Annotated in this window: 14 protein-coding genes; 9 read left to right on the top strand and 5 right to left on the bottom strand. The window is 41.4% G+C overall.

The genetic code is table 11. From position 1 onward, the window contains the following. The first annotated feature begins 230 nt into the window (after positions 1 to 230). Positions 231 to 1,703: an NAD(P)H-hydrate dehydratase gene (locus PAT01_RS18985; protein WP_138578973.1), complete on the top strand. Its 1,473-nt coding sequence runs from the start codon at positions 231 to 233 to the stop codon at positions 1,701 to 1,703. 4 nt (positions 1,704 to 1,707) lie between these two features. Here the strand turns inward: PAT01_RS18985 and PAT01_RS18990 are convergent, their stop codons facing one another. The 5 genes from PAT01_RS18990 to PAT01_RS19005 all read right to left on the bottom strand — a co-directional run bounded on the left by PAT01_RS18990 (position 1,708) and on the right by PAT01_RS19005 (position 5,300). Further along, complete coding sequence (locus PAT01_RS18990) at positions 1,708 to 2,100, bottom strand: VOC family protein (protein ID WP_138578975.1); 393 nt, start codon at positions 2,098 to 2,100, stop codon at positions 1,708 to 1,710. 224 nt (positions 2,101 to 2,324) lie between these two features. Continuing rightward, positions 2,325 to 2,591 carry a hypothetical protein gene (locus PAT01_RS20140; protein ID WP_186807315.1) on the bottom strand — a complete coding sequence of 89 codons (267 nt, stop codon included), beginning with the start codon at positions 2,589 to 2,591 and terminating at the stop codon, positions 2,325 to 2,327. A 137-nt stretch (positions 2,592 to 2,728) separates the two neighbouring features. Further along, a complete protein-coding gene (gene groL, locus PAT01_RS18995) occupies positions 2,729 to 4,378 on the bottom strand; it encodes a chaperonin GroEL (protein WP_138579737.1) in 1,650 nt (549 codons plus the stop codon). 48 nt (positions 4,379 to 4,426) lie between these two features. Continuing rightward, positions 4,427 to 4,714 (bottom strand): co-chaperone GroES, encoded by a 288-nt coding sequence (locus tag PAT01_RS19000; protein WP_004587676.1) that lies wholly within the window; start codon positions 4,712 to 4,714, stop codon positions 4,427 to 4,429. Positions 4,715 to 4,823: 109 nt separating this feature from the next. Continuing rightward, a complete protein-coding gene (locus PAT01_RS19005) occupies positions 4,824 to 5,300 on the bottom strand; it encodes an FxsA family protein (protein WP_138579736.1) in 477 nt (158 codons plus the stop codon). Between the two features lie 188 nt (positions 5,301 to 5,488). Between PAT01_RS19005 and cutA the strand changes: the two genes are divergently transcribed. From cutA to mutL, 8 genes are all read left to right on the top strand, one after another. Next, positions 5,489 to 5,809, top strand: a complete 321-nt coding sequence (gene cutA / locus PAT01_RS19010; protein WP_029772613.1) for a divalent-cation tolerance protein CutA — start codon at positions 5,489 to 5,491, stop codon at positions 5,807 to 5,809. Further along, on the top strand, positions 5,809 to 7,623 hold the full coding sequence (locus PAT01_RS19015) for a protein-disulfide reductase DsbD (RefSeq protein ID WP_138579735.1): 1,815 nt from the start codon (positions 5,809 to 5,811) through the stop codon (positions 7,621 to 7,623). Before cutA ends, PAT01_RS19015 begins: the two co-directional genes overlap by 1 nt. Positions 7,624 to 7,851: 228 nt before the next feature. Then, the gene (gene aroQ, locus PAT01_RS19020) at positions 7,852 to 8,304 is read left to right on the top strand and encodes a type II 3-dehydroquinate dehydratase (RefSeq protein ID WP_024031479.1); all 453 of its coding nucleotides are present in this window, start codon (positions 7,852 to 7,854) and stop codon (positions 8,302 to 8,304) included. A gap of 32 nt (positions 8,305 to 8,336) precedes the next feature. Continuing rightward, positions 8,337 to 8,798: an acetyl-CoA carboxylase biotin carboxyl carrier protein gene (gene accB / locus PAT01_RS19025; RefSeq protein WP_004587671.1), complete on the top strand. Its 462-nt coding sequence runs from the start codon at positions 8,337 to 8,339 to the stop codon at positions 8,796 to 8,798. A gap of 25 nt (positions 8,799 to 8,823) precedes the next feature. Next, positions 8,824 to 10,164, top strand: coding sequence for an acetyl-CoA carboxylase biotin carboxylase subunit (gene accC / locus PAT01_RS19030; RefSeq protein ID WP_024031477.1), 1,341 nt, complete (start codon positions 8,824 to 8,826; stop codon positions 10,162 to 10,164). A 124-nt stretch (positions 10,165 to 10,288) separates the two neighbouring features. Then, complete coding sequence (gene tsaE, locus PAT01_RS19035) at positions 10,289 to 10,765, top strand: tRNA (adenosine(37)-N6)-threonylcarbamoyltransferase complex ATPase subunit type 1 TsaE (protein WP_004587669.1); 477 nt, start codon at positions 10,289 to 10,291, stop codon at positions 10,763 to 10,765. A gap of 170 nt (positions 10,766 to 10,935) precedes the next feature. Then, positions 10,936 to 12,279, top strand: coding sequence for an N-acetylmuramoyl-L-alanine amidase (locus tag PAT01_RS19040; RefSeq protein ID WP_031289362.1), 1,344 nt, complete (start codon positions 10,936 to 10,938; stop codon positions 12,277 to 12,279). 34 nt (positions 12,280 to 12,313) lie between these two features. Then, positions 12,314 to 12,637 (top strand): DNA mismatch repair endonuclease MutL (gene mutL / locus PAT01_RS19045; RefSeq protein ID WP_186807314.1); only part of this gene is annotated, 324 nt, incomplete at its 3' end.

A 12,637-nucleotide genomic window follows, 5' to 3' on the forward strand; every position in this document is an offset into this window, starting at 1 on the left:
GCAGACAAGTTAAATACATGTCTTTACGTAATATCCCCACCTCCGTAGCGTGGGTTGAGTATCACGAAACCCGCGGCAAAAGCCCACCACAGAACTCACACTCTTTGTACTAAAGCCTTCAATTTTCGTTTTAATAGCTGTTTAACATGCTAAATCCGCTATTGAAAAGTGCTCTTTTATCCCAAGCTATAGTTATAGAGCATCTACACACTTATTTATGGCGAGTTTCTATGTTAAATAAACAAAGGCATATTTACACAAAAGAGCAGATTCGCTCCTATGAGGGAGAGGCGGCTAAGCAATGTGGAATAGATTTATTTACTTTAATGCAGCGAGCGGGGGAGTCCGTATACAAGCAGTGGCAGTCTTTTAACGCTAAGCTTACTTTGATTATTGTAGGTAATGGCAATAATGCGGGTGATGCTTACATAGCCGCGTGTTTAATTAAGGACTCTGGCGCAGAGGTTAAAGTTTGCGCTATAGATCCTGCTAAAACACTCAGTGGTGATGCTGCTAAAGCAAAGCAGCTATGGCTTGATACTGGTGGCATAGTTAACGAGTTTGCAAAGAGTGATTTAGATTGCTGTGACTGTGTGATTGATGGGTTACTAGGTACTGTGCTTAATTCACCTGTTCGCGAAAATTATTGTGAGATTATTACTGCCATCAACCAAAGCGAAAAGCCTGTTTTAAGTATCGATGTTCCCTCAGGGATTGATGCAAATACAGGTGAAGTATTAGGCGCAGCTATTCAGGCAACAAAAACACTTACTTTTATTGCGATTAAACAGGGCCTTTCTACAGGGACAGGTAAACAGCATGCCGGTGAGTTGATTCTCGATGAATTAGCAATTGAAGATACTTTTAGTCAACTGGCTTCACCTTGTGCTCACTTGATAAATATAGATAGCTTTAAACGTTTGGGCTCTCGGGCTTTAAATAGCCATAAGGGCAATCATGGCAAGTTATTATGCGTAGGTGGCAACCAAGGTACTGCGGGAGCAATTAGGCTCAGTAGTGAAGCTGCGCTACGAGCAGGTGCGGGGATGGTGAAGGTTTATACGCATCAAAGCTCTATTATGCCAATAAGCATAGGTAGGGCAGAATTAATGGTCATGAGTGAAAACCTTGAACAGGCTTTAGAGTGGGCAAGTTGTGTTGTACTTGGTCCTGGACTTGGGCAGGATGAATGGGCTAAAAAAACGTTTTGCACAGTAATGCACTATTGCCAAGAGCACAATACGCCGCTTGTACTTGATGCTGATGCACTTAATTTATTAGCTGAAAATGCAAGTGCTTATACGTTGGCTCAATGTGTTCTTACTCCGCATCCTGGTGAGGCGGCTCGGCTCATTAGCAAAAATACATCTGAAATAGAGTCAAATAGGTTTGATAGCGTGCGATTATGCGCAAAACGGTATAATGCTACTTGCATATTAAAAGGCGCTGGCTCTTTAATTGATAACGGTAAAAACACTTGGGTGTGTGAAAATGGTAATGCAGCACTTGCCGTGGGAGGGAGTGGCGACGTACTTACAGGTATTATTGGTGCATTGCTTGCTCAAGGGCTTAGTATCGATGAAGCAGCGCGATACGGGGTAACTCTTCATGCTCGAGCTGGTGAAGTTGCGGCTGAAGAGCAAGGGCAGCGCGGCATGCTACCCTCGGATTTATTTCAAATAGTCAGGTCGTTAATCAACTAAGTATTTAGCTTTGTTGAATAAGATCCCATTTGTTACCATAGAGATCTTCAAATACGGCCACCGTACCGTAAGGCTCATTACGAGGCTGCTCATGAAATACTACGCCATTTTCTAGCATGCTTTCGTAGTCGTGCCAAAAGTTGTCAGTGTTTAAAAATAGCCATACACGGCTACCTGCTTGATTACCAACAGCGTTAAACTGCTCAGGCTCTGTGGCTTGTGCAAGTAATATATGTGTGCCGTTTGAGTTGGGTGGAGTTATTAACACCCAGCGTTTTCCATCACCTAAATCCGTATCTTCCACTAATTCAAAGCTTAATTTTTTTGTATAAAATGCGATTGCTTCGTCATAGTCTTTTACAACAAGAGCAATACTACCTATATGCTGCTTTGGCATAACTTAAAAACCTAAAGTTGTTTTATGTCGGTGTATTTTCACATATCAATACAGGGTTAAATAGTATAGGTAAATGTTTATTAAAGCTTATTTTAAGGGGAGTTGTACGTTATACATTGGCTTCGCATATAGGGTTAGTAGTAAAAAGGTTCACTCTATTTTAAACCTTAGAGCATGCTTAAAGCGTCCTTAAAGAGTGTTTTAATTTACGTAGCTAAACTGGCTTACTCATCTTCATTCGTAGGGTCGTCACCTGAGTCTTCTTTTCGTTTACGCTGCTCTTGCTTGGCCTTTTGAACATTTTCATAAGTAGGGGGTGGGATAGGCATAAGTGAAATTAGTGGAAAAAATGCTAAAAATAAATACGCTCCTTTAGACATGCTCTTACCCCATATAACGAGCTTAAGCATAATCCAAGCAATAAATACCACTAACCCTGTTATAAGTGATACCAAAATAAAGAAGGAGATTAATTCATTATTATTAAGCAAATCCTTTTACCTTTAATCCAATAACTCATGGTATAGATTTGGAGATAAATTAAGCAATAACAATAGGCTTGTACTAAAAAGCAAAAACCCAGCCGAAGCTGGGTTTTTATATAAGCAAGGTGCTTAAAGGAGGATGATCACATCATTCCGCCCATGCCACCCATTCCGCCCATGCCACCCATATCAGGGGCACCAGCAGCTTCTTCTTTAGGGATTTCAGCAACCATTGCTTCGGTAGTGATCATTAGACCCGCAATCGAACCTGCAAATTGTAGTGCAGAGCGCGTTACTTTAGTTGGATCTAGGATACCCATTTCAAGCATATCGTTGTATTCGCCAGAGGCTGCGTTGTAACCGTAGTTACCTTCGCCACCTTTAACAGCGTTTATTACTACTGACGCTTCGTCGCCTGCATTTGTTACGATTTGACGAAGTGGTGCTTCCATTGCACGAAGAGCAACTTTGATACCGTGGTTTTGGTCTTCGTTGTCGCCAAGTAGCTCAACTAGCTTGCTAGCAGCACGTACAAGAGCAACACCACCACCAGGTACTACGCCTTCTTCAACCGCTGCACGAGTTGCATGTAATGCATCTTCAACACGGTCTTTTTTCTCTTTCATTTCAATTTCAGTCGCTGCGCCTACTTTAATTACTGCAACACCGCCGGCAAGTTTAGCCATACGCTCTTGTAGTTTTTCTTTATCGTAGTCAGACGTTGCTTCTTCAATCTGTGCTTTAATTTGAGCAACACGGCCGTTAATGCCATCTTCTTCACCCGCACCATCAATGATAGTTGTATCATCTTTAGTGATTACTACACGCTTAGCAGTACCTAGGTCTTCGATAGTTGCTTTTTCAAGCTCTAAACCAATTTCTTCAGAGATAACAGTACCGCCAGTTAATACGGCGATATCTTGTAGCATTGCTTTACGACGGTCGCCAAAACCAGGGGCTTTAACTGCTGATACTTTAACAATACCGCGCATATTGTTAACTACAAGCGTTGCAAGTGCTTCGCCTTCTAGGTCTTCAGCAATGATTAATAGTGGCTTGCTTGCTTTAGCAACGGCTTCTAATGTAGGTAGTAACTCACGAATGTTAGATACTTTTTTATCTACAAGTAGAATGAACGGGTTGTCTAGCTCAACAGCGCCTTTTTCAGCGTTATTGATAAAGTACGGAGATAGGTAACCACGGTCAAACTGCATGCCTTCTACAACATCTAATTCGTTCTCTAGTGATTGACCTTCTTCTACAGTAATAACACCTGTGTTACGGCCTACTTTTTCCATTGCTTGTGCAATGATGTCGCCAATTTCTTTATCAGAGTTAGCTGAAATAGTACCTACTTGTGCAATAGCTTTAGTATCAGCACATGGTACAGATAGCGCTTTAAGTTCTTCTACAGCAGCGATAATTGCTTTATCAATACCGCGCTTAAGATCCATTGGGTTCATACCCGCAGCAACCGCTTTAAGACCTTCGTTTACAATAGATTGCGCAAGTACAGTTGCGGTAGTAGTACCGTCACCCGCTGCATCATTTGCTTTAGATGCAACTTCTTTTACCATTTGTGCACCCATGTTTTCAAACTTGTCTTCAAGTTCGATTTCTTTTGCTACAGATACACCATCTTTGGTGATCACTGGAGAGCCAAATGATTTATCTAGTACTACGTTACGGCCTTTAGGACCTAAGGTCACTTTTACTGCGTTTGCTAGGATATTTACGCCTGTTAGCATTTTAGTGCGTGCGTCACCTGCAAAAAGTACTTCTTTTGCTGCCATCTTTAATTTCCTCTAAATTCTTAAATGTTTGTTAAACGAAAAGTAGGGTTAGCCTACAATGCCTAAAATGTTGTCTTCACGCATGATCAGGTACTCTTGACCTTCGATCTTTTCAGTTTTTTCAACATATGAGCCAAATAACACAGTGTCACCGGCTTTTACTTCTAAAGCTCTAACGTCACCGTTATCTAGAACGCGACCATTGCCAACAGCAATAACTTCTCCGCGAGTTGATTTTTCAGCTGCAGAGCCAGTTAATACAATACCGCCAGCAGACTTGGTTTCTTCTTCTAGACGCTTAACGATTACGCGATCTTGTAAAGGACGAATGTTCATTTTTTTAGTTCTCCTAACAGTTTCTGAACAGTACAGAAAAAAGCTTTTCTAATTTGCATTCATTAATGGGGGTAGAGTGTAAAATTCCAAGAGAAAAATCGATAAATTTTTAATCTTTTCTCTCATACTCGCCATCAATGGTAGTTGGTTTATTTACATGCTGTTGTTCTTGCTGCGAGTGTGCGTGTTGTGAAAAGGCTGAAGAGCCTTGCTGTGCACCTGTGCTCATGCGTACCGTTGCTTGACTTGCAAGGCCTGCAGCAAGTTTGTTGCGTATTGAGGGGGTTAATAATAGTAGGCCGAATAGATCGGTCATAATGCCTGGGGTTAGCAATAAAACACCCGCAATGATCACGCAAATACCGGTAAATAATTCTTTAGCTGGCATTTGCCCTTGGGCCATTTGGCTTTGTGCATTTTGTAATGCACCCATACCTTGTTGTTTAACCATTCTGGCGCCCAAAATAGCCGTAACAATCACTAGGGCTATAGTCGCAAATCCACCAATTACATCGCTAACCTGTATTAGTAGCGCAATTTCGATGATAGGAATGATAATAAACAACACAAATAAAAATCTAAACATAGGGCTCTCTAAATAATGGCACTCAAAAGAGTGGATGAAATATAAGTGAGGGTGAAGGGGTCTATTTTCAAGGTTGAGCTTAAAGTGATTAATAATTGCTTAATATCTACAATTATTCATCGCCTACACATTACACTAGCTATCAGATACTATTGCATTAGTTCCCTATAAATTAGTAAAGGTTAATTATGACTACGCAATTTAAATTGATATTTACCACGTGCAAAGATGAGGCTGAAGCACGCACTTTAGCAAAAGCACTTGTAGCGCAAAAATTAGCGGCGTGTGTAAATATTTTACCAAATATGACCTCAGTTTATATGTGGGAAGGCGATGTTGCCCAAGAGATAGAAGCAAAGCTACTGATTAAAACAAAATCAGAAAAAATGAATGATGTTTTTGAAACCATCAAAAGTTTACACAGTTACGAAGTACCCGAAATTCAAGTGGTTGATGTGGCCACTGGTAATTTGGCTTATTTTCATTGGATGGATGAGGTATTAAATTAATGCGGTTTTTCTTTTTATTATTGGTTAGCTTGCTGGCGCTTCCTGCAAAGGCAAACACCAATAATGTGCTAGGTGATTTACTTGCCCCGCCACAGCAAACCTTTTTACCCGTAGACCAAGCGTTTGTATTTGATTTTGATCAACAAGGTAGTACTTTATTTGTGGGGTGGGATATAGCCCCTGACTATTACCTTTATAAAAAGAAAATAGAAATTATCGCCAAAGGCGCCAACATAAAGGTAGGCGATGCCGGTTCTGGCGAAATAATTGAAGACGAGTTTTTTGGCAAAACCGAAGTTTTTTTCAATAGTGTGAGTGTTATAAGTAAGCTCAGTAATGTTACAGAGGGTGCTGTTGTAAAGGTGCGTTATCAGGGCTGTGCCAAAGCAGGGCTATGTTATCCGCCTGAGGTTATTAGTATTCCTTTAGGCGTTATTGCCTCAGAGCAAGCGCAAGGTAATAACTCATCTGCTGATGCCGCTGATACATTAAACGCATTAACTCCTTCTGTAGACTCAACGCGTAGCCAAAGTAATACAACCACTCAAGATTTAAGTTTTACAGAGCGATTAGCAAGTCAAAGTTTAGTAACCAATTTACTCATATTTTTTGTTGTTGGGGTGGGGCTTGCGTTTACACCCTGTGTGTTCCCTATGTTTCCTATTTTATCGAGTTTAATTGCAGGGCAGCAAAATTTATCTACTAAAAAAGCGTTTGCGTTGTCGTTTGTATATATACAAGGTATGGCGCTTACTTATGCTGCATTAGGATTAGTAGTGGCGGCCTTAGGCGGGCAAGTGCAGGGGTATTTACAACACCCTTATGTACTTATTAGTTTTAGTTTACTGTTTGTATTGCTCGCAATGTCGATGTTTGGCTGGTACGAAATTAAGTTACCCAGCGCCATGATGAGCAAGCTAACGCAAGTCAGTAATAACCAAAAAGGCGGCAATTACATAGGTGTGTTTTTAATGGGGGTGTTGTCAGGGTTAATTGCATCACCTTGTACCACAGCTCCGTTGTCTGCTGCGCTATTATTTGTAGCGCAAAGTGGTGACTACCTTGTCGGTGGTTTAACCCTGTATGTATTAAGTTTAGGAATGGGCCTACCGCTTTTATTACTCGGTACGTCTGGTGGCAAATTGCTTCCTAAAGCTGGCGGTTGGATGGAGCAAGTTAAAACGTTATTTGGTTTTATTATGCTTGTTGTGCCACTTATTTTATTAGAGCGCATAATTAGCGCCGACATTATTTTACTTATGGCAGGTATTTTAGCACTGGCAACGGCTGTTTATTTACACTATTGGCAGAGTGCTCAGCCACAAAGCAAGCTTAAAACAGCGCTTTGGTTTAGTGCTACATTTTTAGTAGTTACTGGTTTTACATTAGCTAAAAACGTTATTTGGCCGCAGCAACAGGTTGGGCAGGTTAGTCAGCAAAGTAATGAGTTTAAACAAGTGGCTAATTTAACTGAGCTAAAAAACGCTGTTGCTGAAGCTAATCAGCAAGGCAAACTGGTGATGGTTGATTTATACGCCGATTGGTGTGTGGCATGTAAAGAGTTTGAGCATTACACATTTCCAGATGCCAAAGTACAGAGCGAGTTTAGTCACTATCAGTTAATTCAAATCGATTTAACACAAAGTGATGACACCACCATTGAGCTGATGGAAGAGTTCACTGTGTTTGGTTTACCCAGTATTTTGTTTTTTAACACACAAGGGCAAGAGCTAAGTTCAGAGCGCGTTACAGGATTTTTAAACGCTGATGATTTTGCCACCCACCTAGCTGCAGTGCGCGCCAGCGCACAATAATAGTGCAATTTAGCCGCTTGGGCTTACCAAGTGGCTTGCCTCCAATTACGTCATATTTATTACACCTCCAGAGATTAGACCAGTATTTTGCTGCTATTTACATCGAACTGACTATAATAGTTGGCTAACGTGAGAATTTGTTGCAATTTTTGTTTTTTATACTTAATTTAGTGTACAAACTTAGCTCGCAACGGCTTAACTCATTACTTAGAGGATATATCGCGTATTATGGCTGCAAAATTTAAACTTTTAGTTATAAATGGTCCAAACTTAAACATGCTAGGAAAGCGTGAGCCAGAAAAGTACGGTTTGCACACTCTTGGTGAAATTATGAGCGAACTAACGACTGCCGCAGAGGGTCTAGATGTTCAGCTTACGCATTTTCAAAGTAATAGTGAGCAAGCCCTTATAGAAAGAATACACGATGCTTGGCAGGCAGTTGATTACATAATTATTAATCCTGCTGCATTTACGCATACTAGCGTCGCTTTACGTGATGCATTGTTAAGCGTTGATATTCCTTTTTTTGAGGTGCACTTAAGTAATGTGCATGCACGTGAAGCATTTCGTCATCATTCGTATTTTTCTGATGTGGCGCAAGGTGTGGTATGTGGATTAGGTGCAATGGGTTACCACGCAGCATTGAACGCTGCCGTGAGCCGGTTGCAAAACTCGAATTAATTTAAACTAACAAACTTATAGGCGGGTCGTTCATGGATATTCGCAAGATCAAAAAGCTAATCGAATTAGTAGAAGAATCAGGTATTGCTGAGCTAGAAATCACTGAAGGTGAAGAATCAGTACGTATTAACCGTAACAACATGAGCGCAGGTCCTGCTTACGCTCAGTACGCACCACAGCAATTTGCTGCTCCAGCACCTGCGGCACCAGCACAAGCTGCGCCAGCCGTTGAAGCTGATGCTACACCAGCAGCGCCTGCAGGCCATCAAGTTAAATCACCTATGGTTGGTTCATTTTACTCAGCAGCTTCTCCAGAAGCGCCAGCATACGTAGAAGTAGGTTCTCAAGTTAAAGTAGGTGATACTTTATGTATCGTTGAAGCAATGAAAATGATGAACCAAATTGAGTCAGATAAAGCGGGTACAGTTACAGCTATTTTAGTTGAAAATGGCGAACCAGTAGAATTTGATCAACCTCTATTCATCATTGAATAATTTAGTAACCTAAAGGCCAACTCTTATGTTAGATAAAGTAGTCATTGCAAACCGAGGTGAAATAGCACTTCGCGTATTGCGCGCCTGCAAAGAGCTTGGGATCAAAACGGTTGCTGTGCATTCAACGGCGGATCGCGATCTTAAGCACGTATTACTTGCAGATGAAACCATTTGTATCGGTAGACCTCCAGCCACTGAAAGTTACTTAGATATTCCGCGCATTATTGCGGCTGCTGAAGTAACAGACGCTGTAGCGATTCACCCAGGATATGGTTTTCTTTCAGAAAATGCAGATTTTGCTGACCAAGTTGAGCAAAGCGGCTTTGTATTTATTGGTCCAAAAGGCGACACTATTCGTCTTATGGGCGATAAAGTATCGGCAATCAATGCAATGCGCAAAGCTGGTGTACCATGTGTACCTGGTTCTGACGGTCCGGTATCGGATGACAAAGAACGCAACATGCAAATTGCAAAGCGCATTGGTTACCCGGTAATTATTAAAGCCGCTGGTGGCGGTGGTGGCCGTGGTATGCGTGTAGTACGTAGCGAAGCTGAATTAATTGATTCAATCGCACTTACTCAACAAGAAGCGAAACAGTTTTTTGGTAATAGCATGGTTTACATGGAAAAATTCCTTGAAAACCCTCGCCATATTGAAATTCAGGTACTTGCTGATGGACAAGGTAATGCTGTTCATTTAGGTGAGCGTGACTGTTCTATGCAACGTCGTCACCAAAAAGTAGTTGAAGAAGCACCAGCGCCAGGTATAACGGCTGAAGTGCGTAAATTTATTGGTGAGCGCTGTACACGTGCATGTATCGAAATTGGTTACCGTGGTGCGGGTACGTTTGAGTTTTTATACGAAAACGGCGAATTTTACTTCATCGAAATGAACACCCGTATTCAAGTTGAGCACCCAGTGACTGAAATGGTAAGCGGTGTTGATTTAATTAAAGAGCAGCTGAAAATTGCTGCTGGGCAACCGCTATCTTTCACGCAAGATGACGTGGTTATCCGCGGCCATGCAATTGAATGTCGTATTAACGCAGAAGACCCAGAAACGTTTATCCCGTCGCCGGGTAAAATTACACGTTTCCACCCTGCAGGTGGTTTAGGTATTCGTTGGGATAGCCATATTTATGCTGACTATACAGTACCCCCACATTACGATTCGATGATTGGTAAGCTTATTACTTACGGTGAAAACCGTGATGTGGCTATTGCCCGTGCTCGTAATGCGTTGAACGAATTAGTTATTGATGGCATCAAAACAAACACGCCATTACATAAGAAAATTCTTGCAGACGAAAACTTCCAAAGTGGTGGTACAAATATCCACTACCTTGAGAAAAAACTAGGGCTATAAAGCCCCAGTTAATTAAAACCGGCTTAGGCCGGTTTTTTTATGCCTAAAACGCCAATTTATCGCCTTCAAGAAATATTCTGGTATGATTAGCAAAGATGCGCTTTTAGTAAATTTTGAGGTAACAATGACGCGTAGTTTTGAAGCTCACCTAAATGATGAAATAGCCACAGTAGCAATGGGTAACAAAGTGGCTGCTATTATAGAGCAAGGTGCAGTAATTTATTTACACGGTGATTTAGGCGCAGGTAAAACAACATTTACGCGTGGTGTAGTGCAAGGCTTTGGCCACACTGGTAAGGTAAAAAGCCCAACCTATACGTTGGTAGAGCCATACGAACTGACACGTGCTAATGTATATCATTTTGACTTATACCGGTTAGGCGATCCTGAAGAGCTTGAGTACATGGGTATAAGAGATTACTTTTCTGAGCAGGCTATTTGTATTGTTGAGTGGCCAGAAAAAGGGGGAGAATTTATACCTGTTCCCGATTTAGACATTACCTTAAGTTACGTTGGCGATGAGCGCAAAATTGTTATTAATAGTGCCAGCGAGCGCGGAATAGCAATTGTCGAAAAACTAACTAACCTAAACCCGAGTTAATATACTTACTAACACATTGAAATATAAAAGCATCAAAGTTACCTTTTTAGTTGGCGTACAAAATAGCAGCTTAAGGTAGATTTACTATCCAACGTTTAGGTTAATAAGCTAATAGCGGGTCAAGGCGCCCGCTCTCATAATAATAAATAGTTAAGGCAATGGTAGTTATAATGAATCGAGGTGTAGTTAAACTTTTTATTTGTTTCATAGTTTTCGCTGTGAGCTTACCGTTGTGGGCAAAAAATACCATAAATAGTGTACGAGTATGGCCCTCGCCAGATAGCACGCGGGTGGTATTTGATTTAGATGATAAGCCCGATTTCAGCTATTTTATGCTTAAAAACCCGAGTCGCTTAGTGGTCGACCTTGAAAACACCAAAGGGTTAAAAGTATTACCGAGTATTCCTTCTAAACACAAAATTGTAAGCAAGCTGCGCTATTCAAAGCCTAAAAATAAACAAAGTGTACGTTTTGTATTTGAGCTAACAGCGCCTATTAAGCCGGTTATTTTTGCGCTGGCACCTACTGGCCCGTACAAAAATAGGCTGGTTGTGGATTTATATAATAAAAGTGAACCCGCAGTAAGTACTACACCTGCCCAAAAAGCAGCTAAAAAGCGCCAATTAAGCCAAGAGCGAGACATTGTTATTGCAATTGATGCGGGCCATGGCGGAGAAGACCCTGGTTCTATTGGCCCCTCTGGTACGTATGAAAAAACCATTACCCTGCAAATAGCTAAACGTTTAGAGCGTATGATTGACGGCGAACGTGGCATGATTTCGCGCATGGTAAGAAGTGGCGACTACTTTGTTAAGCTTAATACCCGTACCAACCGAGCACGCCAGAAAAAAGCCGACTTTTTAGTGTCAATTCATGCTGATGCATTTACCAGCCCTGGGCCAAATGGTGCTTCGGTGTGGGTGTTATCGCTTGGTCGCGCTAATTCTGAGATTGGTAAATGGATAGAAGATAAAGAAAAACACTCAGAGCTTTTAGGTGGTGCAGCTGATGTAATTAAAGATGCTGCTAACGAAAAGTACCTCGCGCAAGCGCTACTCGATATGTCTATGGACCATTCAATGAAAACAGGGCTTAGTGTGGCTGAAGAAGTAGTAAAAGAGCTAAAAAAGGTCGCTAAATTACATAAAAAAGATCCACAACATGCAAGTCTTGCCGTATTAAAGTCGCCAGATATTCCTTCCATTTTGGTTGAGACAGGTTTTATTTCAAACCCCCGTGAAGAGCGCATGTTAAAAAGCGCTAATCATCAGGAACGCTTAGCTAAAGCGATGTTTACGTCTATAAAAAATTATTACTTAAAAAACCCACCTGATGATTCGTTATTTGCAAAGCTTAAATCGCAGTACCCAACTAAGCATAAAGTTCGCCCAGGTGAATCGCTAAGTCTATTAGCGAGTCGGTATGGCGTATCGGTAGCCAAATTAAAGCAAGTTAATCAACTACGCTCAAACACCTTGTTTATAGGTCAAGAGCTGGACATACCGCAGAGTTGATGTTTATTAAACCTGTACACGTATTAGGGGCCTCATGAGTATTGAAATATTACCTGCACGATTAGCTAACCAAATAGCGGCAGGTGAAGTGGTTGAACGCCCGGCTTCAGTGGTTAAAGAACTGGTAGAAAATAGCTTAGATGCGGGCGCTACGCGTGTGCAAATAGACATAGAGCGGGGTGGTCACAAGCTTATTCGTATTCGTGATAATGGCTCAGGTATTGGCAAAAATGAGCTCACTTTAGCGCTTTCTCGCCATGCAACAAGTAAACTTAAATCACTCGATGATTTAGAAAACATTTGCTCCTTAGGCTTTAGAGGGGAAGCGCTTGCATCTATTAGTTCGGTATCGCGTTTA

Source organism: Pseudoalteromonas atlantica (genome assembly GCA_007988745.1).
In the GTDB taxonomy this organism is placed as follows: Bacteria; Pseudomonadota; Gammaproteobacteria; order Enterobacterales; family Alteromonadaceae; genus Pseudoalteromonas; species Pseudoalteromonas atlantica.